The organism is Microbacterium sp. NPDC090003 (genome assembly GCF_044748385.1).
Classification (GTDB): Bacteria; Actinomycetota; Actinomycetes; order Actinomycetales; family Microbacteriaceae; genus Microbacterium.
Window position 1 is genome coordinate 1,908,331 of the sequence record NZ_JBIVFW010000001.1, and the last position, 23,967, is coordinate 1,932,297.

The following is a 23,967-nucleotide window of genomic DNA, read 5'->3' on the forward strand; positions in this document are numbered from 1 at the left end:
CATCATGCAACCGTTGCTGGACTTCGCGGGCGACTTCTGGTGGCTCATCTTCCCGATCATGGGCATGGCCGGAGGCGCGGCGAAAGCGTGGGAACGGTCGGCCAAGAACCGCCACGAGCGTCGGATCGAGACGCTCCGCATGAAGGCGCAGCTCAAGACCGCGCAGATCGAGGCGCGGGCGCTGACCCACCCGACGAAGAACCGCGGTGCGACGATCGTCGACACCACGGCATCCCCGGTTCCGAACGACCTGCTCGCGCGGCTGCTCGCCGAGCACGACGAGATCACCGCGCGCTGGCTCGACTACGAACTCGACGTCGCGAAGCTCATCGCGTTCCCCGCCATGAGCGATGGCCGCCAGCCGCTCACGGCCGCGTTCCTGCGCGCGAAGCGCACCGCCGACGCGCTGCGCCCGGCATCGGCCGACGCCAAGGTCACCGAGCAGCAGGTGTCGGAGTACCTCGACGCGGTGGGCGCATACGCCGTCGCGTTCGAGATCGCCGAGAAGGACGCCCGGCGCCTGCGCGACTCGACGTTCACCGACGCAGAGCGCAAGCGCCTCGACCGCGCGCAGCAGCTGCTCAAGGTCGCCGTCGACGAGTCGGCCACGCAGGCCGAGCGCAACGTGGCTTACAAGCGCGTGCGCGAAGAGCTCGACGGCCTCATCCTGCTCTCCGACGACGCCGTGCAGGTGCTCGAGAAGCAGGTGGCGCGCGAGATCGCGGCGCCCACGACGTCTGGATCGGCCCCGGTGGCGACTCCGGCGCCCGACGCCGCATCCACGTCCGAACCCGAGCGGATGCCGCTGCGCCGCCCCGAGGAGCAGTCATGAGGGCCGAGAACCTCACCGGCCCGATCTGCGTGCACGCCGAGGCCCCGGTCTGGTCATCGTCGTGGGGCGGCATCCGCTGGGTCGACGGCGACGCCGCCGACCTCGTGACGCTGCGCGACGACGGCATCCATCGCCTGCATCTCGACGACACCTACGCCGCCTTCGCACGGCCGCGCACGAAGGGCGGTTTCGTCGCCCTCGGTGCGCGCTCGCTGCACCTGTCGGATTCGGCCGACGGACCGGCGCGCATCGCGGCGACGTTCGACCTGGGCGAGGCTCGGTTCAACGACGGGACGGTCGACCCGCACGGACGCTTGCTCGCCGGGTCGATGGCCCTGGGCGATGCCGGAGCCGTCGGGCGGATGCTGCGGATCGGCGGCGACCTCGCCGCCACCACGGTGCTGTCGAGCGTGACCATCTCGAACGGCGTGGCCTTCGCCCCCGGCGGCTCGCGCGCCTACTACGTCGACACGGTCACACAGCGCGTCGACGTGTTCGACGTGGTGGAGGGCGAGCTGCGTGGACGCCGCGGATTCGCGACCGTCCTCGAGGGTCACGGTGCGCCCGACGGGTTGACCGTCGCAGCCGATGGATCGGTATGGGTCGCGCTCTGGGGCGGATCGGCGGTGCACGGGTATGCGCCCGACGGCTCGCTGATCGAGCGGATCGAGCTGCCCGTGCCCCAGGTCTCGGCGTGCACGTTCGGCGGCGACGACCTCGGCACCCTCTTCATCACGACCTCGGCGCAGGGGCTCGGGTCAGACCATGGCACCGAGGCCGGGTCGTTGTTCGCCGTGCAGCCCGGCGTACGCGGTATGCCGGTCGCCGCGTTCCCCGGTTGACGGGGTTCCCGCGGGGCGGGGCGCTTCGACAGGCTCAGCGACCCACTCAGAAGCTGGTCCCTGAGCCCGTCGAAGGGTCCCCCCACCAGACTCCGGGTCCCTGAGCCCGTCGAAGGGTCCCCCCACCAGACACTGGGCCCCTGAGCCCGTCGAAGGGTCCCCCCACCAGACTCCGGGTCCCTGAGCCCGTCGAAGAGTCCCGGCCCGAGACGGCTCAGCCGGCGTAGGTCGGATTGACGATCGGCACCGACTCTCCGGCGAGGAAGCGCATCACGTTCTCTGCCGCGTGCACGGGCAGGTCGGCGAGCGCCTCGGGCGAGAACCACGCCGCGTGCGGGCTGAGCAGAACCTGATCGAGATCGCGCAACGGAGAGTCCTCGGCCAGCGGTTCCCCGTCGAACACGTCGAGGGCAGCTGCTCCCAGGTGCGCCGAACGCAGCGCGTCGGCCAGCGCCCGCTCGTCGATGAGGGGACCGCGGCACGTGTTCACGACCACGGCGCCGGGCTTCATCGTCGCGATCGAACTCGCATCGATCAGGTGTCGGGTCGCCTCGGTGAGCGGTACGTGCAGCGTGAGGATGTCGGCCTGCGCCACGGCATCCGGGATCTCGACGGGCTCGCAGCCGGCCGAGCGGATGCCGTCGTCGGAGGCGTACGGATCGGCGACGAGCACCCGGAACCCGAGAGCACGGCATCCGCGAGCCACGATCGACCCGATGCGGCCGAAGCCGAGCACCGATACCGTCGTCGACGACGGACGCACGGCGAGGGGGCGCGCATCCACCGCCTTCCAGGTGCCGGCGCGCACGGCGCGGTCGTAGGCCGGCAGCCCCCGCGCCTGGGTCATGATCATCGCGATCGTGTGCGCGGTGACCTCCTCGATGCAGTAGCTCGGGGTGTTGGCGACCGCGATGCCGCGGGCCGTCGCCGCCTCGACGTCGATCATGTCGTAGCCGATGCCGACACGACTGATGATGCGCAGGTGCGGCATCCGATCGAGCACCTCGGCCGTGATCGGCGCCCACTGCACGACGAGACCGACGGCATCCGCCCCGACCCCGGCCAGGTCGTCGGGCGCCGGAGAGGGGGCACGGTCGGCGCGGAGGTCGGCTGCGCGGAGGGTGTCTTCGATGACGGTTCCGGGGAGGTCGCAGTCGCTGACGAGGATGAACGGCGTTGTCATGTAGGCGATGCTATAGCATCTAGCAGGTGGAGTGCGGGGGGTCTTCGACAGGCTCAGGGACCCAGTTCCGGCCGGCGCTCAGTCCACCGCGTCGTACAGCGACAGCACGTGGTCGGCAGCGAAGGCGGTGAGCTGCTCGGCCACACCGCGAATGTCGTCGCGGGCGTAGTGCGTGCGCTCCCAACTCGCGTACAGCGCGCACTGCATCGGGATGCCGCGGTGGTGCAGGGGCTTCGAGATCAGCCCGAATCGCGGCGGCTCGACGACCACGCAGGGGCCGTGACCGGCGGCCGAGCGGGCCTGGATGATCGGGGCATCCGCACCGAAGCTCGCCATCTCGACAGACCATGCTTCACTCTCGGCCGCCCGTTGGATCTGCGTCCACGCGGCAGACCCGGTGCCCGAGGTGAGGAAAGGGCCGGCCAGCAGGTCCTCCAGCTCGAGACGATCAGCCGCCGCGAGCGGATGCGACGCCGGCAACTGGCAGTAGAGGGGCAGGTTCATGATGCGGATGCTGCTGAGCCGCGAATCCGGCGGGCTCGTCGTCACGGCCAGATCGGCTCCGGAGCGCAGTCGGTCGTAGGTCTCGACCGGCGTCGCGACCACGACGTCGGAGATGGGTCCGCCACCCGCGATGAACGGCGCCAGCACGAGGACGCTCGTCATCTCGGGGGCCGCCGCGACGAACGAGCGCTCCTTGAGCACGATGCCGCTCATCACCTCGCGCGCGCGTCGTCCGCGGCGCACGAGGTCGCGCGCCATCGGCTCGAGGCGGTCGCCGGCGTATGTCGCGACCATGCCCTGCGGCATCCGCCGGAACAGGGATGCTCCCACCTGGCGCTCGAGAGAAGCGATCTGTCGCGATACCGTCGGTTGCGTCCTGATCAGGCGTTCTGCCGCAAGACTGACCGACCCGCAGTCCAGAACCGCGACGAATGCCTCCAGCTCCCGCTCCCCGTACATACGTTAAGCGTATATCGCGCCCCGCTTTCTTCATTGGACGAGCATGGGGTGATCACCGCAGGATGGGCAGCACCCGCACTTCCCGCCCTCCCCCCCGAGACAGAGAGCCCTTCGCGATGGCTGCTTCCCGCACTGATATCAGTTCTGCCCGGCAACGACGCTCGATGGTGGGTGCCTTCGTCGGCACCGCGATCGAGTGGTACGACTTCTACATCTTCGGCACCGCCGCCGCCCTCGTCTTCGGCCGCGTCTTCTACCCCGACGTCGCTCCCGGCGCCGCCCTGCTCGCCTCGTTCGCGACCTTCTGGGTCGGCTTCCTGATGCGCCCGGTCGGCGGGCTCGTCTTCGGGCACTTCGGCGACAAGTTCGGGCGCAAGAACGTGCTCGTGCTCACGCTCATCCTGATGGGCACCGCCACCACGCTGATCGGCCTTCTGCCGACCTACGCGCAGATCGGCATCCTCGCGCCGATCCTGCTCGTCGTGCTGCGCGGCCTGCAGGGCTTCGCGGTCGGCGGCGAGTGGGGCGGCGCCGTGCTGCTCTCGACCGAGAACGCCACGGCCAAGAAGAAGGGCCTCGCCGGGGCCTGGGTGCAGCAGGGCTCTCCTGCCGGATCCATCCTCGCGACCGTGATGTTCCTCATCGTGGGCCTGCTGCCCGATGAGCAGTTCATCACCTGGGGCTGGCGCATCCCGTTCCTCGTGTCGGCGATCCTCGTGATCGTGGGCCTCGTCATCCGCGTCAAGGTCGAGGAATCGCCCGACTTCGAGGCGGCGAAGCAGTCGAAGGAGGTCGTGAGCGCCCCGGTGCTCGTCGCGATCCGCACCGCGCCCCTGCTGATCGGCCTCGGCGTGCTCGCCTCGGTCATGGGCATCTCGAACGCCTACTTCTCGAACACCTTCCTGCTCGCTTGGACCACGGGATCCCTGGGCATCGAGCGCCAGCTCATGCTCAACATCCTGCTCGGCATGGCGATCCTGCAGTTCGTCTGGCAGCCCATCGCCGCCAAGATCGCCGAGCGCTTCGGCATCGCCCGGGTCATGCTCGCGGGCCTCATCCTCAGCGTGGTGCTGACGGTGCCGTACTTCCTCGCCATCCAGGCCGCCTCTCCCCTGTGGATCACGGTCACCCTCTACGCCACCATCATCGGCAGCACCGCGTACTACGCACTGCTCGCGACCCTGCTCGCCTCGGCGTTCCCGGCCCGCATCCGTTACTCGGGCGTCTCGCTCGCCTATCAGCTGTGCGCGACCGTGTTCGGCGGGTCGACCCCGCTGGTGGCGCAGTGGATCCTCAACTCGACCGGCGGCAGCGTGTGGGGCGTGGCCGTGTTCTACGCGGTGATGATCCTCATCACCATCGCCGGCGTCTGGGGACTCCAGCGACGCATCGCCCGCTCGGTCGAGGCCGAGGTCGCGACCGCGGCATCCGCCCGCTGACCGGCACCCACCGAGAACCGCCACAGGACCCCCGAGAGAGACCATGCGCGTCGACACCATCTTCACCCACGCCCGCATCCGCACGCTCGATGCCGACCGCCCGACGGCGCACAGCATCGGCGTGCTGGGCGGCCGCATCGTCGGCTTCGACGACGACCTGCACGGCGTCGAGGCGGAGCAGGTCGTCGACCTCGGCGGGCAGCCGGTGCTGCCCGGGTTCCACGACGCGCACCACCACCTCTCGTTGACGGGCTTCCGTCTGGCGTCGCTGAACCTGCGCCCCGGCGCGGTGAACTCGCTCGACGAGCTGTACGAGGCGGTGCGCGTGCACGCCGAGGGGCTGGCGCCGGATGCCTGGGTGCGGGGTTCCGGCTACGACCAGAACTTCCTCGAGGCGCATCCGACGGCCGAGGGACTCGACCGGGTCGCGGGCGGGCGGCCCGTGATCCTCGAGCACGTGTCGGGGCACATGATGGTCGCGAACACGAAGGCGTTCGAGCTCGCCGGTTACACGGGGCGCGAGGGCTTCCCGGAGATCGCGGGAGGCGGCATCCCCCGCGACGCCGCCGGCCGGCCCGAGGGCCTGCTGCAGGAGTCGGCGATGGCCCCGATCTTCGCGCTCGTGCGTCCGATGAGTCTCGACGAGGTGCAGCGCAACCTCGGGCTCGCGAGCGATCAGGCCCTGAGCTACGGGCTCACCTCGGTGACCGAGCCGGGCATCGGCGAGATCCGGATGGTGGGCAACAGCCCGCTCGACTACCACGCCTACCAGACGGCGGTCGAGCAGCGGCAGCTGCGGGTGCGCACCACCCTCATGCCGTACATCACGGTGCTGCACCCCTTCACCGACCTCCCCGATAAGGACGTGCTCGGTCTCGACCTCGGCATCCGCACCGGCCTCGGCGACGACATGCTGCGCGTCGGACCGGTGAAGATCGTCGCCGACGGATCGTTCATCGGGCGCTCGGCCGCCATGCACGCGTGCTTCCACGGCGAGGCCGACAACTTCGGCGTGCTGCTGCACGAGCCCGAGGCGCTGCGGGACTACATCGTGGGCGCGCACCGGGCCGGGTGGACGGTCGCGACCCACGCGATCGGCGACCGGGCGATCACGCACGTGCTCGACGCGATCGAGCACGCGCAGAGCATCGCGCCGCGCCCCGATGTGCGGCACCGCATCGAGCACTTCGCCCTCGCGAGCGACGACGACATCGCGCGCGCCGCGCGACTCGGGGTCATCCCCGTTCCGCAGGGCGTCTTCGTGTCGGACTTCGGCGACGGTATGGCCGCGGCGGTGGCCGCCGACCGGCGCGACGACATCTACCGGGTGAAGTCGCTGGCGGAAGCCGGGATCGTGCTGAACGGCTCGACCGACTCGCCCATCTCCGACGCGAACCCGCTCGTGTCGATCCGCGACATGGTGCTGCGGCGCACGAGCGGCGGCGAGGTGCTCGGCGATCGCGAGCGCATCTCGGTCGACGAGGCCGTGCGGGCGTACACCTTCGGGTCGGCGTACGCGGTGGGGCAGGAGCACGCCACCGGCACCCTGAAGGTCGGGATGCTGGCCGACTTCATCGCCCTCAGCGACGACCTGTCCGCGATCGAGCCCGAACGGATCGCCGACCAGCACGTGACGACGACGGTCGTCGGCGGCGAGGTCGTGTTCGAGCGCTGAGGTTTCGGCATCCGTCGGGCGCGCTCCCGTCGCAGTTTCCGTCGGAATGATCCCCTCAGACCGACAGAAAGTGCGACGGGAACGAGCGGGCATGGATGCTTTTGCTATAGCGTTTAGAGATGGACACTCGCCGCGCACTCATCACCGGGGCCAGCTCCGGTATCGGAACGGCCGCCGCCCTCGAACTCGCCCGCGAGGGTCTCGACGTCTGGCTCACCTACACCGGGCGTGAGGCCGAGGCCGCTCGCGTCGCCGAGGAGTGCCGGGCCGCCGGGGCATCCGATGTGCGGGTCTCGCGACTCGACCTGCGCGATCCCGCCTCGATCGACGCGCTCGTCGCCGAAGTGACGGATGCCTGGGGCGAGCTGCACGTGCTCGTGAACAACGGCGGTGTGTGCCCGTACACCCCGTACGACGAGATCGACATCGAGGAGTGGGACGGCGTGCTCGAGACGAACGTGCGCGGCACGTTCCTGCTGACGCGCGGGTCGCTTCCGCTGCTGCGCGCCGCCTCGGGGGACCGCAGCGTCATCAACCTCTCGTCGATCGCCGGACAGGTGGGCGCACTGCAGACCGGGCTGCATTACGCCGCGAGCAAGGGCGCGATCCTGGCGTTGACGCGCAGCTTCGCCCGCCACCTCGCGGCGGAGGGCATCCGCGTCAACGCCGTCACGCCCGGACCTGTCGCCAGCGCGATCACCGACCAGCTGCAGGGTGAGGGGCGCGCGAAGCTCGAGGCGTCCATCCCGCTCGGGGCCTTCGGCCAGCCCGCCGACGTCGCCTGGATCATCGCCTCGCTCGCCTCACCGCGGGCGGGATTCATCACCGGCGCCACGTACGACGTCAACGGAGGAGTTCGCATTGACTGACGGCATCCGCACCCCCGGCGCGCGATCCGCAGCGCAGACCGTGCAGGACCAGCTCGACGCGTTCAACGCGCACGACCTCGACGCCTTCGTCGCGACGTACGCAGCGGATGCCGTCATCACCGGCGTCGCTCCCGAGCCGATCGTCGGCGCCGCCGCGATCCGTGCCTTCTACGAGCCGCGGCTGCGCAACCCCGAGCTGTCGTGCGTCGTTGAGCAGACCGTGCTCTTCGGCGACCGCTGGGTGGTCGCGCAGGAGCAGGTCGTCAATGCCGGCGTCGCGACCGAGACCATCGCCACCTTCGACGTGGTCGACGGGCTGATCTCGCGCGCCTCGATGCTCAAGGCGTGACTCTCGCCCCGCGAGGGGTCAAGACACGCCGCATGAGAACCGTGGCCTGCGGCGTGTCTTGACCTCTCAGGGAGGGAGACGGTGTCAGCCGTCGAAGCGGGCGCGCAGGGCGGGGTCGACCGAGATCTCTCCGAAGGATGCCGTCCACGCGCCGTCGACCGCGATCGACTGCCCCGAGAGGTACGGCGCCTCGTCCGACAGCAGGAACGCCGTGACGGCGGCGACCTCCTCGGCGCGGGCGATGCGCCCCATCGGCGGGCCCTCGGCCAACGCTCGCTCGGCGGCGCCCGGATCATCGGATGCCGCGATCTGCGCCTCGAGATGCGGTGTGCGCACTCCGCCCGGCGCGACGGTGTTGGCGCGTATGCCGAGGCCGCCATACGTCACCGCGACACTGCGGCTGAGCGCATCGATCCCGCCCTTGGTGAACTCGTACGCCGCGTGATCGACGAACGACGACCGTCCGTGGATCGACCCGATGTTCACGATCGCGCCCGCGATGCCCTGATCGACGAACGCCGACACGGCGACCGAACATCCCCAGAGGTACCCGAACCCGTTGATGCCCATCACCTCGCGCACCACGGCTTCGTCGAGCTCGTGCAGGGACGTGCGCTTCGTGATTCCGGCGTTGTTGACCCATCCCGCGAGGGGCGCCAGGCTCCGGGCGACGGATGCCGCGCGCTCGTGCACCGCACGATCCGCCGCGTCACCGAGCACCACCTCGTCCACGACGCCCGCCTCGAGCGTCCCCGAGCCGGGCGACCGCTCGAGCCCGACCACGATCCAACCGTCGGCCGTCAGCCGCTCGGCGACCGCACGACCGATGCCCTTGCCGCTCCCGGTCACCACGACACTGCGCGTCGTCATGACCGCCCCTTCCCCGCGAACGTGAACACACCCGGGTCGAGCGTGAATCCCGACCCCGCGGCATCCGTCGGTCGCACCGCCCCGTCGAACACGGGTCCGCCGACGATGAACGACGGCGCCGGGTCGTAGGGGTTCGCGCCTCGCGCGAAGGTCTCGACACCGATGCCGAGATGCGCCGTGACCTCGGGATACACGTGACCCGACACCGGAACGCCACGATCCGACGCCCACGAGACGAGTTCGCGCGCCGGCGTCACTCCTCCGATCGCCACCACGTCGAGGCGCAGCACGTCGACCGCCCCCGCTTCGACCAGCGCCCGCAGCACCGCGGGGTCGGTCACCTCGTCACCGACGGCCAGGCGCAGCCCGCTCTCGCGGCGGATGCGCGCACACCCCCGGGCGTCCTCCGGCAGCAGCGGGTCCTCGAGCCAGGCGAGTCGCGGGTCTCCCCACTGCGCGATCTCGGCCAGCGCCTCGTCGGCATCGCGCCAGCCGAAGCCGACATCGACCACGAGACCGGTGGACGCCGGCAGCTCCGCGCCGAGCAGCGCGAGCAGTTCACGCATGTATGCCGGATCGGGCATGCGCGAGATCTTCACCTGCGACCACCCGTTCGCCTGGGCGAGCACCTCGTCGGCGACGTCACGCGGCGTACGCTCGGCCGACGGGTACGCGGCCACGAGCATCGCCTCCCGCGGAGCGTCGCCGGCGCCGAGCATCCGCCACAGCGGCACACCGGCCCGCCGCGCCGCGATGTCCCACAGCGCGATGTCGACCAGTCCGATCGCCCGTCGCACGAGGCCGACGCGACCGACGATCGCACTGCCGCGCAGCATCCGCTCCCAGGTCGCACTGGGGTCGTCGGCATCCGCTCCGAGCGCATGCCCCGCCACGAGCCGCTCGACGATCTCGGCCATCGGCGCCTCGCGCGACAGGCAATAGGCGACCCCCGAGATGCCGTCGGTGTCGGATGCCCGCACCGCGCTGTACTCGCGCCGGGTCACCGTCATCGCGCCGAGGTGCAGGGGCGCGGGCAGCGGCAGCACGGCCGTCGCCGTCTCGATGCGCTCGATCGTGCTCATGCGGGCTTCTTCGCGAGGGGCACGCCGTAGTCGACGAGGAACCCGCCGTCGACGTACAACGTCTGGCCGTTCATGTAGCGCGACTCGTCGGACACGAGAAAGCTCACGGCCGCCGCGATCTCGCTCGCCTCGGCCAACCGCTGGGCAGGGATGCGCGACAGGATCGTGTCGAGGCTGAGCGTGCCCGCCTCCACACCCTGCCGGAACACCCCGGTGTCGACGTAGCCGGGGGCGACCGCGTTGACCCGCACGCCCCGCGCGGCCCACTCGGCCCCGGCGGTCGCGGTGAGACCGATGACCGCCGCCTTCGTCGTGGCATAGGGCGCGCGTCCCGCCGACCCACGCGACGAGATCGACGAGATGTTGACGATCCGCCCGTCGCCGCGCTCGAGCATCCGTCGCCCGGCCGCCTGCAGCGCCGAGAAGACGCCGTGCAGGTTCACGTCGACCACGGCTTCCCACTCGCTCCACGTGAGGTCTTCGATTCCGCGATGCCTCTGGATCCCGGCGTTGTTGACGAGCACGTCGATGGGCCCGAGCTCGGCTTCGATCTCGCCGAACACGCGATCGACGCCGTCGTGATCGGTGACGTCGAGCTCGCGCCAGAGGATGCCGGCGGGATTGTCTCCCGCGGTCAGCCCGGGCACGCGGTCGACGGCGACGACGAGGTAGCCGTCGGCGGCGAGGCGTTGGCCGATCTCCCAGCCGATGCCGGCGGATCCTCCGGTGACGATGGCGACGTTCATTTCTCTCCTGGGGTGGGTGTGGGAAGCAGGGCGGCGATCAGGTCGGCCGCGTGGGACTCGAGAAGGTCGAGGGCGCCGGGCGCGAGCGGCGTCTGCCACGCCTGGTAGGCACCCCTGTCGTAGGCGTCGCGCGTCGGCAGGTAGACGAAGCCCGGGCCGTTCGTGAGGTTCATCACCACGATCGGGATGCCGGGGAACCGCGCGCGAAGTCTCGTCTGCAACGACGAGTACGCCTCGCCGGGATGCCCGACGATCACGGCATCACCCAGACGCCAGGCCCAGACCGGATGCTGCACGGTGGGTCCGTCGATGTACCCCTCGCGCAGATTGCGCGCCCGCCCGAGGCGTTCGTCGCGTGCCCGCAGGTCGATGTCGGCCCACTCGGCGGCCAGGTCGTCGAGCGTCGGCAGGTCGCGCAGGGGAAGCGTGACGGATGCCGTGACGCCGGCGGTGCTCCCGTCGCCTCGCTGCGCTCGCTCGGAAACCGAATCCCGGTCCCCGAGCGAGGAGCGCAGCGACGAGACGAAGGGCCGCCCCGCCCACACCGCCAACGGGGCGCCGGACTCGACGATCCCCGTGAGCGCGAGCTCCTCAGCGGGCACGGGCAGCCCGTCGAGCGCCGCGAGCACCGCGTGGCCCAACGAGCGGCCGTGCCGATCGGCCACGGTCACATCGCCGGTGTACTGCTCACGCGGAGCCAATTCACCCGACGCCCCCTGCACGAACAGGCAGGGGGCATCCGTGGCCGCCTCGACGATCTCGCGCATCGCCCCCACGTAGTCGGGCGAGACGTCGCGGTTCTGCCAGGCGAGGGTCGTCGGGTGGCACGCGTAGTTGACGAGTGTCGCGCGCACGCGGCCGGCGACGCTCACCCGGCCGATCACCACGGTATCGTCGGCGACGGCATCGGGGTTGAACCCCACGAGTGCGCGCCCGTCGAGGTCGAGCTCGCGATCGGCGGCGAGGGTGCAGCGACCGGTCGTCCACTCGATCAGACCGGATTCGACGGTGGTCAGCGCCTCGCGTGACGCCTCGACACCCGCTGCGGCGAGCGCTTTGAGGTACCCCGGGATCAACTCGCCCCCGGGCAGATGCGCGTCGGCGGCACAGAGCACCGCGCCCGCATGCGTGTGGGAGAGCGAGAGCATGAGCTGGTCGGGGTCGAGTCCCAGACCCTCGAGGATCGCCCCGCGCACGCCCTGCTCGTCGGCGACCCGACGCCACCAGGTGCCGTCGACCGCGAGCAGCACACGCGGCCGGTCGTCGTCGCCGATCATCGCGAGGGCGGTCAGTTCGAAGGGCCGGTGCGCGCCCTCGGAGCGTTCCCAGTCGGCGGGCCCCCAGTTCTTCGCGCGGATGCCGGTGGGCGGCGTGATGTCGCGACGGGCCACCCCGACGCGCAGCGCGCTACGCGGGATGCGGATGCGGTCGCCCAGAACGGTGGTCATCGACGATGCTCCCGTCGTTCGGCCGGCGCACCGGCAGATGCCATAGCATCGGTGCGAGCGTGCGATCTCGGAGACCCGGCCTCCGCCGACCGCCGCCCGTTCGGAAGGACTCCCCCGATGCGCACCGTGTCAGACCAGAACATCGCCGAGCAGGTCGCCGACGAGCTGCGCGCCGCGATCCACTCCGGCGAGCTCGCCCCCGGAGAGCGCCTGGTCGAGCGCAGGCTCGCCGACCGCCTCGGCGTCAGCCACATCCCCGTGCGCGAAGCCCTCACGCGGCTCGCCGAGGAGCGGCTCATCGTGCGCGAACCCCGCCGGGGTGCACGGGTCGCGGAGTTGACGGCATCCGATCTCGACGACATCTCGAGCCTGCGCATCGTGCTCGAGCAGTTCATGGCGATCCGAGTGCAGGAACGGTGGACCGCGGATGCCGCGGCCCGCCTCGAGGCGATCGTCGCCGCGATGGGCGCTGCGGCCCCGGGCGATGTCGATGAAGTGCTGCGGCAGGACCGACTGTTCCACGAGACGCTCGCTGATCTGGCGGAGCACCGCTTCCTCGACGAGGTGAGCGCGCAGCTGCGCGGACGCATCGCCGGGTTCATCCGCGCCGCGAACGCCGCCCTCGACGTCGACGAGAAGGAGCAGCACGTGCGCAGCCACCAGGAGATCGTCGACGCGCTCGCGAGCGGCGACCCCGAACGGGTGCGCACGGTCGTCGCCGGGCACATCACCCGCGCGGTCGAGCGCATCACACCCACGACAGGAGCAGACGCATGACCGGCAGAACGATCGTCCTCACCGGGGCATCCGACGGCATCGGCGCGGCCGCCGCTCGCCAGTTGGCCGCGACCGACCACCGGCTGATCCTCGTCGGACGCTCCCCCGAGAAGACGAAGGCCGTCGCCGACGACACCGGCGCCGAGTACTTCTTCGCCGACTTCGCCCGCCTCGACGACGTGCGCGAACTGGCCGGGAAGCTGACGGATGCCGTGGGCGCCGACGGCATCCACGTGCTGGCGAACAACGCCGGCGGCATCTTCGGCGACCGCACTCCCACCGTCGACGGCTTCGAGAAGACCATCCAGGTCAACCATCTCGCGCCGTTCCTGCTGACGAACCTGCTGCTGCCCACGCTGCTGGCGTCGAAGGCGGCGGTGATCAACACGTCGAGCGTGGGGCACCGCCTCTTCGGACACATCGACGTGGACGATCTCGACAACTCGAAGAAGTTCAGCGCCAACAAGGCCTACGGCGACGCCAAGCTCGCGAACGTGCTCTTCACGAAGAGCCTGCACACGAAGTTCCACCCCGACGGACTGAGCTCGGTCGCCTTCCACCCCGGCACCGTGCAGACGAACTTCGCCTCGGACTCGTCGAGCATCATGCGGCTGATCTACCGGAGCTTCCTCGGAAAGCTGATGCTCACGAGCACCGAGGAGGGCGGCGCGATCCTGCGCTGGTTCATCGAGGGCACCCCCGACGAGACCTGGTTCTCGGGTGCGTACTACGACGAGCGCACACTGTCGTCGAAGACGAACCCGCAGGTCGACGACGCCGCCCTCGCCGAGGCCCTCTGGCAGCGCAGCGCCGAGCTCGTCGGACTGTAGGGGTCGCGCAGGCCAGAGCCCTTCGACGAGCTCAGGGACCCCGTGGCTGGACCCGCCGACGAGCTCAGGTACCCCGTGGCTGTGCCGAGAAACTGGGTCGCTGAGCCGAGAAACTGGGTCGCTGAGCCTGTCGAAGCGCCCCCCACACGCGGCAGGAGGAGAACTCCGCGTTGGGCGGAAGCATCCGCCCAAAATCTCCGCCCCACGACGAGAACTCCGCCCGACACGGTGCCCGGGATCGGACCCTTCGACAAGCTCAGGGACCCAGTGGCTGAGCCGAGAAACCGGGCCGCTGAGCCGAGAAACTGGGTCGCTGAGCCTGTCGAAGCGCCCCTCGCCCGCACGCTCCGCTAACCTTCCGGAATGCCTCTCGCACTCGTCACCGGAGCCGCACGGTCGAACAGCATCGCCGCGGGGATCGTGCCGCGCCTCCGCGCCGACGGCTGGACCGTCGTCACCAGCGACCTCGACAGCGGCGACCACCCCGCCGACCTCTCCGATCCGACCGCGCCCGATGCCCTGATCGAGCGCGTGCGTCGCGAACACGGCGAGCTCTCGGCGCTCGTCCTGAGCCATGCCCACGACGTGGAGTCGGGCATCCTCGACACGACCGCCGAGAGTTTCGACCGGCACGTCGCGGTCAACGCGCGCGCGAGCCTGCTGCTCATCGCGGCCTTCGCGCGTCAGATCGGTGCCGACGGCGGTGCGGTCGTGGCGTTCACCAGCGACCACACCACCGGCAACCTCCCCTACGGCGCGTCGAAGGGGGCGCTCGACCGCATCGTGATCTCGGCGGCGCGCGAGCTCGGCCCGCGGGGCATCTCGGCGAACGTCGTCAACCCGGGGCCGATCGACACCGGATGGATGGACGACGAGATCCGCGATGCGCTGACCCCGATGCATCCGCTCGGCCGTGCGGGCACGCCGCGAGACATCGCCGGCATCACCGCCTTCCTGCTCTCGCCCGAGGGCCGCTGGATCACCGGGCAGCTCCTGCACACCGACGGCGGCTTCTCGGCCCGCTACTGACGCGGATGCCACGGGGCGGGGCCCCTCGACAAGCTCAGGGACCCAGTCGCGAGAAACTGGGCCGCTGAGCCAAGAATCTGGGTCGCTGAGCCAAGAAACTGGGTCGCTGAGCCTGTCGAAGCGCCCCCCACGCACGACGGGAGGAGAACTCCGCGTGGGGCGGAAGCATCCGCTCGAAATCTCCGCCCAACGAGGAGAACTCCGCCCGACACGGTGAGCGGGGCGGGGCCCTTCGACAAGCTCAGGGACCCAGTGACAAGAAACTGGGTCGCTGAGGCTGTCGAAGCGTCCCCCGCGCACACGCTCCGCAGGAGAACACGCCCTCTGCAGGAGCGGATGCTGCATCCGCTCCTCCGCAGCGAGAGATCTCCTTCGCACCGTGCGCCCCTCAGACCGCGACGTTCGCGGTGTCGACGACGCGAGCGCCCGCCGCCGGGAACGCCGTGCGGGTCACGCCCGTCTCGACGTTGGCGGTGTGCACGAGTGTGGAACTCGACCCGAAGGCGCCGTCACCCAGCTCGATCGACCCGCCCTCGAACCGGTTGCCCACCGCGCGGTAGTGCGTGGCGCCGGTCGTGATCGACACGTGCGTCGCCGCCCCCTCGGCGCGGAACGTGCTGTCGGACAGCGCCACGTGCAGCTCGCCGGCCCCGGTACGGGCGAGGCCCGTGCCGCCGACGTTCACGACCTCCGACCCCGACACCTCGACGGTCTGCCGCTCGCCCCGCGCCGCCGCGATCCGGGCGTTGCGCAGGGTCGACCCCTCGAACCGCAGCCGCTGCGACTGCGACACGATCGGCGCGGCATCATCGGCCCCGATCAGCGTCGACCCGCGGAACGTGACCGCCCCCGGACCCGTGATCTTCAGCCCACCGACCCCGTTCAGCACGGTGTCGACGAAGGTGACCGGGGTGGTGACGGCCGCACTCGTGAGCTCCCCGCCGGCCGCGACGAACGTGAAGTGCGAGCCCTCGATGAGATTCGGCCGCGACGAGGCATCCGACTGCTGGGTGATGATGAGCGTGTCGGATGCCGTGCACCCGCGCAGCTGCGCCCCGTCGGCGTTGATCCACAGCATTCCGGAGCCGGCGAGCGAGGGCTTGCCGATCACCTGCACGTCCTCGAGCGTGAGGTCGGTGATGCGCACCCGTGCCACGAACCACGAGCACACGTGCTTGCGCACCGTGATGCGCTTGGCCGCCGATCCCCAGGCCGCCCCCGAGTTCGCGAACGTCATCAGCCCCGAGTTGCCCGTGTAGGTGAGGTCGTGCTCGTACTGGCCGTGGGTCACGAACGGGCCCTGGTCGTCGCCGTCGCCGTGGCAGTTCTCGACCAGGCAGTAGGCGCTCGCGGTGAAGTCGTTGAGATGCCGCGCATTGGCGGTGTGGCAGTTGGCGACGTAGCCGTAGAGGCAGTAGATCTGCTGCGTGAGGTAGCCGGCGCCGCCCCACGTCACCGAGGTCGGGTTCTTGAGCGTGCAGCTCACCGTCGAGTAGTAGGTGTTCCAGCGCCTCTGGATCAGCGGCCAGAACGTGCCGGTGCCGTCGATGTGGTCGACGTCGCAGCGCACCGCGTACTCGAAGGCGAGGGGGTGCGACCCGGTGTACTCGTCGGTCCCCGTGCCGAGGAATTTCAGATTCGACACCGTGACGTCCTGCACCGGCAGCACGTGACGCCACGTCATCGTGCGATCGGCGCCGAGCGGCCAGCCGTTCTTGTAGTTGATGCGGATGTGCGTGCCGTCGACGATCTGCGTCACCTGCACCAATCGCTGCAGCTCGCGCTCCCAGCGGCCAGCGAGCGCGTTCACCTCGGCCGCGTACCAGTCGCCCACCGTGAAGAACGACGAATCGGCGACCGGGAAGACGTCGCCGAGGTCGGGCACCGGCTCGTTCAGGCGCGCCTCCTGCACGGCATCCGTCACCTCGCCCTGGAAGAACATCACGGCGGCGAACGGGTCGTCCTTGCCGGCGTTCTCGATGCCCACGGTCGTCATCAGGTGGCTGCCGAAGTCGAAGGCGATGCCCGAACGGCGGAAGATGTGCCGACGCACGAAGTTGAGGTCGCTGTGCGCCTCGATCCGGCGGATGCTCGGATCGTTCACCATCGCATCGAGCGCGTCGTCGGCGTTCACGCTCGCGTCCATGATCCCGAACGCGCGGAAGTCGACGACGCCGTGGTGCACGAGCACCCAGACCCCTTCCTTGCGCGCGGCGAGGACGGTGCCGCCGTTCACGGCCGGGGCGTCCTTCTTCACGTAGCGGTAGAGCCCGTGTCCGCCGTCACCCGGCGCCGCATACCCGCTCGTGCGCACGAGGTCGCCCGTCTTGCCCTTGAGCGAGGGCAGGTCGGTCCCGAGACCGGCGTTGCCGACGTCCTTCGAACCCGCCGAGGCCATCGGCGCCACCGGCCCGGCGGCCTGCGCGGGTGTCTGCACCGCGACCGCCGCCACACCGCCGAGGGCGGCGGCGCCGAACCCGGCGAGCAGCATGCGCCTGCTGCGCAGCGCGGCGGTCGAGGTGGTGCTGTCGGTGTCGTGCGTGATCGTCATGTCGTACCTCCTTGCGGCAGCGTGGCCGCGGTCGGGCGTGCGGCCTGATGGTCGTCACGCAACATCCGGTTCAGTCCCCAGATCCCCCAGAGGTCTTCGGTGTCATGCCATCGACGCCAGGTGCGCGCGGTCGATGGCGTGTGCGAGCGGTCGGCCTGCGGCGAACTCGTCGAGTTCGTCGGCCACGATGCGCCCCTGACGCAACCGGCCCTCGGTCGTGCCGGCCGCGCGGTGCGGCGTGAGCAGCACTCCGGGCAGGGAACGCAGGGGATGCTCGGCCCCGAACGGCTCTTCGTCGAACACGTCGACCGCCGCGCTGAGCCGCCCCGCACGCACCTCGTCGATGAGCGCCCGCTCGTCGACGAGCCACGAGCGCGCGGTGTTGACGAGCCCCGCGCCGTCGGGCATCCGGGCGAGTTCGCGACGACCGATCAGGTGGTGGGTCTCGGGCAGCGTCGGCGCGTGCACGGCGACGATCCGCGCACGCGCGAGCGCATCGTCGAGCGCGACGAGTTCGGCGCCCAGAGCGGATGCCGCGGCCCGATCGAGCGTGGGGTCGACGAGCAGTGGACGAGCCCCGAGCACCCGGATCAGTTCGAGGTAGGCGCGGCCCGTGCGCGAGGCCCCGATCACGGCGATCGGTGCATCGAGGATCTCGTGCTGCGCGCCCACCGCCGGGGCGTACCACCCGCCGTCGCGCAGACCGTTGTGCAGCTCGGGCACGCGGTGCAGCAGCGCGAGCGTGAAGGCCAGCGACACCTCCGCGACGGATCGCGCCATGCCCGCCCCCGCCTGCGTGACGGCGACGCCCCGGTCGAACAGCTCCGCGGTCGCGAACGCCTTGATCGAGGCACCCGTGTGCGCGACGAGCTCGAGCCGCGGCATCCGTTCGAGCACGGCGGCGTCGAAAGGCTCGATGCCCCAGCTCGTGATCACGACGCGCACATCGTCGAGCGGAGCGTCCGTCAGACGGTCCACCCGCGCGAACGAGCCGCCGAGCCGCTCGGCCGCCGCCGCGAGGCGTCCCGCGTCGGCGGGCGAGAAGAACTCCGCGAACAGCGCCTCGGGCACCACCGCGATCACGACCGGACGCACGCTCATCGCAACCAGTCCTCCCGGTGGTCGGCGATGAAGGCGTCGTCGTTCAGTGCCGGATACGCCCGGCGCACCCGCTCGATCTCCTCGGCCTGCCCCGGCGAGAGCCCCTCGGCGGGGTCGAGGCACCAGGTGCCCTCGAGCAGACCCTGCTGGCGCAGCATCTCGTGCACTCCCGCGATCACACCGTGGAAGTCGTTGCCCGGGTCGAACACCGCCTGGTTGACGTCGACCATGTCGGAGGCGAGCAGGCTCAGCTCGCGGTAGGCCGCGGCATCGCCCGCCATCGCCCGGTGCGCCTTCTCGAGGAGCGCCACCGCGGCGCGCGTGCCGACCGCCCACTGCCCCAGCAGTCCGCCGACGAAGCGCAGCGTGCGCGGGCCGTCGGGCGACTCGACGTGGAACTCCGCGAGCAGGTCGGCGACGATCGCATCGTCGTTGCCGGTGTACAGCGCGATCTCGTCGGCACGACCGGATGCCGCGACCCCGCGCACCAGTTCGAGCGTGCGATAGCGATCGAAGGGCGCCGCCTTCACGGCCACGACCGCGGGGATCGCCGCGAATTCGCGCCAGAAGTCGCGGTCGAGCACCGGACCGCCGATCGCGGTCTGCAGGTAGAAGCCCACGAGCGGCAGCACCTCGCCCACGGCGCGTGCACGGTCGAGCAGTGCGCGCTCGTCGGCACCCGCCACGCGCGGGCTGATGAGCACGGCGTCGTAGCCGAGCGAGCGGGCGAGCTCGGCCTCGGCCACCGCCTGCGCGGTGTCGCCGGCCACGCCCGCGATGCGCACGAGACTCGGGTCGTTCCGGGCATCCATCTCCTCGGCCGCGAGCGCGAGCACCGGCTCGAAAAGGGCGTGCTCGGGGTCGCGGATCTCGAACTGCGTCGTGTGCACTCCGACGGCGAGGCCCCCGGCCCCGGCGTCGAGGTAGTAGCGCGAGAGGGCGCGCTGGCGGCGCTCGTCGAGCGCGCGATCCGCAGTCAGGGCGAGCGGATGCGCGGGGATCACCGCGCCGCGGGCGAGAGTGGCCGCGGCTTCGGGACGCAGCGACGGCACGGTCGCGGTGCGCGCAGAGGACGACACCATCAGAACTTCCCGTCCCGCACGGCCCACTTGGTGGGCTTGGCGATCATCGGCAGTCCGCCCGCGATCCAGTCGGCCTGCATGCCGATGAGCGTCTCGGCCGAGACGCTCGGGTAGCCGAACAGCGCCATGCAGCGACGTGCATCGCTGAGCAGCGCGGTCGGCTGGGGCTCGTCGACGAGGTCGACCTCGCGGTCGAACAGCGCTCCGAAGCGGCGGGCGATCGACTCGACGCTCAGCAGCTCGGGGCCGGTGAGGTTGATCGTGAACGGGTCGGTGGAGGCGTGGTTCAGACTGCGCAGCACCACCTCGTTCGCGTACCCCTGCCAGATCACGTTGACGTTGGCGGTGGCGACCGACACCGGCTCGCCCGCGTTCACCGCGCTGCCGATGTCGGCGAGCACGCCGTAGCGCAGATCGACGGCGTAGTTGAGGCGGATGATCGCGACCTTCGTCCCGCGCTCCTGCGCACCGAACTCGAACACCCGCTCGCGTCCGAGGCACGACTGCGCGTACTCGCCGATCGGTGCGGGAGCGAGCTCTTCCGATGCTCCGCCCGACGACGCCGGCACGAACGGGTAGACGTTACCCGTCGACAGCACCGAGATCGCGCTGTCGCGGTAACGGCGGGCGACCCGATCGGGGAGCGCCGCGTTGACCTCCCAGGCCCACGAGGCGTTGGTCGCGGCGCCGAACTTCGCGCCCACCATGAACACCACGTTCGGGGCATCCGGGAGCGACGAGAAGTCGTCCTCCTCGATGAGGTCGAAGGGCACGACCTTCACGCCTGCGCTCTCGAGACGCTCACGGATCGCGGCGTCTCCGAAGCGCGAGACGGCGTAGACGGCATCCGCCTGGCGACCCGCGGCGTCCATCCCCCGCCGGGCGAGCATCGCGAGCGTCGGACCCATCTTGCCGCCGGCTCCGAGGATGACGAGGTCGCCCGAGCCGCTCGCGAGGTCGTCGACGAGCGCGTCGCTCGGTGTCGCGAGGGCCTCCTCGAGGTCGGCCTCGGAGGTGAAGTGACGCTGAGGCATGTGGTGCTTTCCCTTCTTCTCAGCTGGTTTTCGTCTCGGCGGGCTCTAGCCCTTGATGCCGGTGCCCGTCACGCCCTCCTGCACGTAGCGCTGAGCGATCAGGTACGCGAGGAAGATGGGCAGCAGCGCGACGACCGACCCCGCGAGCATGGTGCTCAGCGGAACGTTCTGCTGCTGCAGCGACGAGATGCCGACGGTGAGGGTGAACATCGAGTTCGATTTGGCGATGATGAGCGGCCACAGGAAGTCGTTCCAGTGCCACAGGAACACGAAGATGCCGAGGGTCGCGAGGATCGGCTTGCACAGCGGCAGCACGATGCGCAGGAAGATACGGAACTCGCCCGCGCCGTCGATGCGCGCGGCCTCGAACAGCTCATCGGGCAGTCCCTGGATGAACTGGCGCATGAGGAAAACGGCCTGCGCGTTCGCGAGCGTCGGCAGGATGAGGCCCCAGTAGGTGTCGATGCCGCCGAGGTTCGCCATCAGGATGAACGTCGGGATGAGGGTGACGTGGAACGGCACCATCACCATCGCCAGGAACGACCAGAACATCACCTCCTTACCGCGGAAGCGCTTCTTGGCGAACGCGTACCCGGCGAGCGCCGACAGGAACAGCACCGCGACGACCGACACGAGCGAGTAGACGAGCGTGTTGAACAGCCAGCCGAGGATGTTCTGCCCGCCGAGCACCTGCTCGTACGACTCGAACGAGATGTCGGTCCAGGGGATCAGCGAGCCGGGCAGATCGACCACCATGCCGGGCTTGAGGCTCAGCACGACCATCGCGTAGAAGGGGAAGAAGCTCAGGATGCCGGCGAGGCTCAGCCAGATCCACCGCACGACCACGCCCATGCGGGTGGGTTCGAGGGCGCGGAACGAGCGGTGGCGACGCGGGGCGGCCGGCTTCTGCGGCGGCGCCGACACCGGCGTCTGCGTGGGCGGCTGGATCAGGGCGGTCATTTCTGCTTTCCGATCACGAGGCGCTGGATGAGGGCGACCACGAGGGTCATGACGAAGAGGGCGACGCCGACCGCGGCCGCGTAGCCGTAGTCGAAGTACCGGAAGCCCTGGTCGTAGAGCAGGTAGACGAGCGAATAGCTGGCGTTCGCCGGCCCGCCCTGGGTCATCACGTAGATGACGTCGAACACCTGGAAGGCGGCGGTCGTCTCGATCACCGCGAGGAAGAAGAACGTCGGGCGCAGGTACGGCAGCACGATGTAGCGGAAGCGTTTCCATGCCCCGGCCCCGTCGACCAGCGCCGCCTCCTCGAGCTCGCGGGGGACGTCCTGCAGGGCCGCGATGATGATCATCATCCCGTAGCCGAACCGCGACCAGACGCCCACGACGACGATCGCCGGGATGACGAGCACGGTGCTGCCGAGCCACGAGCCGCCGAGCCCGAGCGGGGCCATGAGCTGCGACCAGGGCCCGTTGCTCGAGAAGATCCAGACGAAGATGCTGCCCGCGAGCACGAGCGAGGTGATGACGGGGAGGAAGAAGATCGACCGGAAGAACCGCGCCCCGCGGAACGCGCGTCGCACCCCCAGCGCCATGATCGTCGACAGCGCCAGCGAGATCGGCACGGCGAAGACCGTGTAGATGAGCGTCGTGCCCATCGCCCGCCAGAAGAGCGGATCGGCGACGAGCCGCTGGAAATGGTCGAGACCCCGCCACGCGATCTCGCCCGAGATGTCGTAGTCGAAGAAGCTTAGCGCGACGCCGGCGATGCTGGGGCCGAAGCGGAACGCGATGAAGAGCAGGAAGGCGGGGAGCACGAAGAGGAACGCCACCCGCGCTTCGCGCCGGGCGAGCAGGCGGGTCACCGTGCCCTGCGGCTTCTTCGGCATGGTTGCCGTCGTCATGAGAACCTCACGTCGGGTCGGGAAGCGGCGGGGGTGCGCAGCGGATGCCGCGGCGCACCCCCGTGGTCACTACTTGATGAGCGGGGCCGCAGCGGTCGCGGCATCCTTCAGCGCGTCGGCCGGGGACTTCTGCCCCAGCAGCGCCGCCTGGATCTCGGGCGCGAGCACGCCCATGAGCGCGCGCGAGCTCTCGTTCAGCTCGCCCACCGTCGTGTCGGGCACGTACTTCTCGACCTCGCCGAGGAGCGGGTCGTCGGCGTACAGCGGCTCGGTGGTGCTGAGCGCCGAGAAGTAGCCGGCGGCGGTGAGGTAGGGCTCGACGACCTCGGCACTGGTGGCGTACTCGGCGAACTTCGCCGCGGCATCCTGCGCCTTCGATCCCTTGAGCACCGACAGCGACCCGACCGTGCCGTAGGCCACCGACTCCTCGTCGGTGAGGGGAGCGAGCACGGTGACGTTCTCCTCGCCCCAGAACGGAGCGACCTCGGTCACGCCGTTGTTCCAGGTGCAGGCGACCTTGCCCTGCGCGATCGCGGTCTGCTCGAGCGGCACGTTGGTGGTGAGTGCCTCGGGGTCGAGCGCCCCCGCCTCGGCCAGATCGGTGATGAAGGTGAGCGCCTCTTCGCCGGCCTTGCTGTCGAAGCCGACCTCGCCGTCGTCGTAGACCTGTCCACCGGCCTGCCAGAGCAGCGGGTAGAAGGTGAGGTTGAGGGTGTTCTCGGCCGATGCCGGGTAGTTCAGCACGTACATGTCGGCCGCCGTGAACTTCGGCGCGATGTCGATGATGTCGTCCCACGTCTCGGGGTACTCGGTCACGCCCGCGGCCTCGAAGGCGGCGGCGTTGCAGATGAGCGGCTGGGCGCTGGTGAGGATCGGAGCACCGAGGATGTCGCCGTCGATGGTGACGGATTCCTTGACGTTGGGGAGCAGGTCGTCCTGACGCTGCTCGCTGAGCAGGTCGTTGAGCGGGGCGATCGACGACTGGTACGCCGAGAGCTGGTCGGGGATGAGGTACACGACGTCCGGACCCTTGCCCGCGGCGATCGCCGTCTGCAGGGACTCGTCGCGGTTGGCCCACGGGAAGATCTCGTAGTTCACGTCGATGCCGTCGTTCTCGGCTTCGAAGGCCTCGATCGTCGAATCCCAGAAGTCCTTGTGCACCGCCTCGTCGGCGATGACCGGGTAGAGCCAGACCGTGATGCTCTGGTCTCCTTCAGCGGTGCTTGCTCCGCCGGCCGAACATCCGGCCAACAGGGTGGCGGTCGCGACTCCCGCGACGACGCCGATGGTCTTGCTGACGCGCATGGTGCTCCTTTGCTTGAACCGTGCTGAGTACGGTTCATTATGACACTGGGCTGGGATAATTCGTCAAGGACAAGTTCTCAGACAGTTGTTTCCGCCGT

Annotated in this window: 22 protein-coding genes; 9 read left to right on the forward strand and 13 right to left on the reverse strand. The window is 70.1% G+C overall.

Going from position 1 to position 23,967, the window contains the following annotated elements:
- Window positions 1-4 precede the first annotated feature (4 nt).
- Both ACIPVN_RS09180 and ACIPVN_RS09185 read left to right on the forward strand, forming a co-directional pair.
- Window positions 5-832 (forward strand): hypothetical protein, encoded by an 828-nt coding sequence (locus tag ACIPVN_RS09180; protein ID WP_400442253.1) that lies wholly within the window; start codon window positions 5-7, stop codon window positions 830-832.
- Window positions 829-1,674, forward strand: a complete 846-nt coding sequence (locus ACIPVN_RS09185; protein ID WP_400442255.1) for an SMP-30/gluconolactonase/LRE family protein — start codon at window positions 829-831, stop codon at window positions 1,672-1,674. Before ACIPVN_RS09180 ends, ACIPVN_RS09185 begins: the two co-directional genes overlap by 4 nt.
- A gap of 214 nt (window positions 1,675-1,888) precedes the next feature.
- Here the strand turns inward: ACIPVN_RS09185 and ACIPVN_RS09190 are convergent, their stop codons facing one another.
- A complete protein-coding gene (locus ACIPVN_RS09190) occupies window positions 1,889-2,857 on the reverse strand; it encodes a C-terminal binding protein (RefSeq protein WP_400442257.1) in 969 nt (322 codons plus the stop codon).
- Between the two features lie 78 nt (window positions 2,858-2,935).
- Window positions 2,936-3,820, reverse strand: coding sequence for a LysR family transcriptional regulator (locus tag ACIPVN_RS09195; protein WP_400442259.1), 885 nt, complete (start codon window positions 3,818-3,820; stop codon window positions 2,936-2,938).
- Window positions 3,821-3,984: 164 nt separating this feature from the next.
- On the opposite strand from ACIPVN_RS09195, the gene ACIPVN_RS09200 reads away from it, so the two are divergent.
- The 4 genes from ACIPVN_RS09200 to ACIPVN_RS09215 all read left to right on the forward strand — a co-directional run bounded on the left by ACIPVN_RS09200 (window position 3,985) and on the right by ACIPVN_RS09215 (window position 8,152).
- Window positions 3,985-5,259 carry an MFS transporter gene (locus ACIPVN_RS09200; protein ID WP_400442261.1) on the forward strand — a complete coding sequence of 425 codons (1,275 nt, stop codon included), beginning with the start codon at window positions 3,985-3,987 and terminating at the stop codon, window positions 5,257-5,259.
- Window positions 5,260-5,302: 43 nt separating this feature from the next.
- Complete coding sequence (locus ACIPVN_RS09205) at window positions 5,303-6,934, forward strand: amidohydrolase (RefSeq protein ID WP_400442263.1); 1,632 nt, start codon at window positions 5,303-5,305, stop codon at window positions 6,932-6,934.
- A 119-nt stretch (window positions 6,935-7,053) separates the two neighbouring features.
- On the forward strand, window positions 7,054-7,803 hold the full coding sequence (locus ACIPVN_RS09210; protein ID WP_400442265.1) for an SDR family NAD(P)-dependent oxidoreductase: 750 nt from the start codon (window positions 7,054-7,056) through the stop codon (window positions 7,801-7,803).
- Window positions 7,796-8,152, forward strand: coding sequence for a nuclear transport factor 2 family protein (locus tag ACIPVN_RS09215; protein WP_400442267.1), 357 nt, complete (start codon window positions 7,796-7,798; stop codon window positions 8,150-8,152). The genes ACIPVN_RS09210 and ACIPVN_RS09215 overlap by 8 nt, the downstream gene beginning before the upstream one ends.
- A gap of 84 nt (window positions 8,153-8,236) precedes the next feature.
- Here ACIPVN_RS09215 and ACIPVN_RS09220 read toward each other — a convergent pair whose 3' ends face one another.
- The 4 genes from ACIPVN_RS09220 to ACIPVN_RS09235 are packed head-to-tail and all read right to left on the reverse strand — an operon-like array spanning window position 8,237 to window position 12,298.
- Window positions 8,237-9,022 (reverse strand): SDR family NAD(P)-dependent oxidoreductase, encoded by a 786-nt coding sequence (locus tag ACIPVN_RS09220; RefSeq protein ID WP_400442268.1) that lies wholly within the window; start codon window positions 9,020-9,022, stop codon window positions 8,237-8,239.
- Window positions 9,019-10,104 (reverse strand): enolase C-terminal domain-like protein, encoded by a 1,086-nt coding sequence (locus ACIPVN_RS09225; RefSeq protein ID WP_400442270.1) that lies wholly within the window; start codon window positions 10,102-10,104, stop codon window positions 9,019-9,021. Before ACIPVN_RS09225 ends, ACIPVN_RS09220 begins: the two co-directional genes overlap by 4 nt.
- Complete coding sequence (locus ACIPVN_RS09230; RefSeq protein WP_400442272.1) at window positions 10,101-10,850, reverse strand: SDR family NAD(P)-dependent oxidoreductase; 750 nt, start codon at window positions 10,848-10,850, stop codon at window positions 10,101-10,103. The genes ACIPVN_RS09225 and ACIPVN_RS09230 overlap by 4 nt, the downstream gene beginning before the upstream one ends.
- Window positions 10,847-12,298 carry a hypothetical protein gene (locus ACIPVN_RS09235; RefSeq protein ID WP_400442273.1) on the reverse strand — a complete coding sequence of 484 codons (1,452 nt, stop codon included), beginning with the start codon at window positions 12,296-12,298 and terminating at the stop codon, window positions 10,847-10,849. Before ACIPVN_RS09235 ends, ACIPVN_RS09230 begins: the two co-directional genes overlap by 4 nt.
- A 117-nt stretch (window positions 12,299-12,415) precedes the next feature.
- Between ACIPVN_RS09235 and ACIPVN_RS09240 the strand changes: the two genes are divergently transcribed.
- From ACIPVN_RS09240 to ACIPVN_RS09250, 3 genes are all read left to right on the forward strand, one after another.
- A complete protein-coding gene (locus ACIPVN_RS09240; protein WP_400442274.1) occupies window positions 12,416-13,075 on the forward strand; it encodes a GntR family transcriptional regulator in 660 nt (219 codons plus the stop codon).
- Window positions 13,072-13,905 (forward strand): SDR family NAD(P)-dependent oxidoreductase, encoded by an 834-nt coding sequence (locus ACIPVN_RS09245; RefSeq protein WP_400442276.1) that lies wholly within the window; start codon window positions 13,072-13,074, stop codon window positions 13,903-13,905. The genes ACIPVN_RS09240 and ACIPVN_RS09245 overlap by 4 nt, the downstream gene beginning before the upstream one ends.
- A gap of 363 nt (window positions 13,906-14,268) precedes the next feature.
- Window positions 14,269-14,934, forward strand: coding sequence for an SDR family oxidoreductase (locus ACIPVN_RS09250; protein WP_400442277.1), 666 nt, complete (start codon window positions 14,269-14,271; stop codon window positions 14,932-14,934).
- Between the two features lie 388 nt (window positions 14,935-15,322).
- Here ACIPVN_RS09250 and ACIPVN_RS09255 read toward each other — a convergent pair whose 3' ends face one another.
- The 7 genes from ACIPVN_RS09255 to ACIPVN_RS09285 form a co-directional block, all read right to left on the reverse strand.
- A complete protein-coding gene (locus ACIPVN_RS09255) occupies window positions 15,323-17,485 on the reverse strand; it encodes a peptidase C14 (protein WP_400442279.1) in 2,163 nt (720 codons plus the stop codon).
- A 102-nt stretch (window positions 17,486-17,587) separates the two neighbouring features.
- On the reverse strand, window positions 17,588-18,586 hold the full coding sequence (locus tag ACIPVN_RS09260; RefSeq protein WP_400442281.1) for a hydroxyacid dehydrogenase: 999 nt from the start codon (window positions 18,584-18,586) through the stop codon (window positions 17,588-17,590).
- Window positions 18,583-19,668 (reverse strand): dihydrodipicolinate synthase family protein, encoded by a 1,086-nt coding sequence (locus ACIPVN_RS09265; RefSeq protein WP_400442283.1) that lies wholly within the window; start codon window positions 19,666-19,668, stop codon window positions 18,583-18,585. The genes ACIPVN_RS09260 and ACIPVN_RS09265 overlap by 4 nt, the downstream gene beginning before the upstream one ends.
- Entirely contained in the window at window positions 19,668-20,702 is a 1,035-nt protein-coding gene (locus ACIPVN_RS09270) for an NAD-dependent epimerase/dehydratase family protein (RefSeq protein WP_400442285.1), read from the reverse strand. The genes ACIPVN_RS09265 and ACIPVN_RS09270 overlap by 1 nt, the downstream gene beginning before the upstream one ends.
- 45 nt (window positions 20,703-20,747) lie before the next feature.
- Window positions 20,748-21,662 (reverse strand): carbohydrate ABC transporter permease, encoded by a 915-nt coding sequence (locus tag ACIPVN_RS09275; RefSeq protein WP_247623874.1) that lies wholly within the window; start codon window positions 21,660-21,662, stop codon window positions 20,748-20,750.
- Window positions 21,659-22,564 carry a carbohydrate ABC transporter permease gene (locus ACIPVN_RS09280; RefSeq protein ID WP_400442287.1) on the reverse strand — a complete coding sequence of 302 codons (906 nt, stop codon included), beginning with the start codon at window positions 22,562-22,564 and terminating at the stop codon, window positions 21,659-21,661. Before ACIPVN_RS09280 ends, ACIPVN_RS09275 begins: the two co-directional genes overlap by 4 nt.
- A 69-nt stretch (window positions 22,565-22,633) precedes the next feature.
- Window positions 22,634-23,869 (reverse strand): ABC transporter substrate-binding protein, encoded by a 1,236-nt coding sequence (locus ACIPVN_RS09285; RefSeq protein WP_400442289.1) that lies wholly within the window; start codon window positions 23,867-23,869, stop codon window positions 22,634-22,636.
- Between the last annotated feature and the right edge of the window lie 98 nt (window positions 23,870-23,967).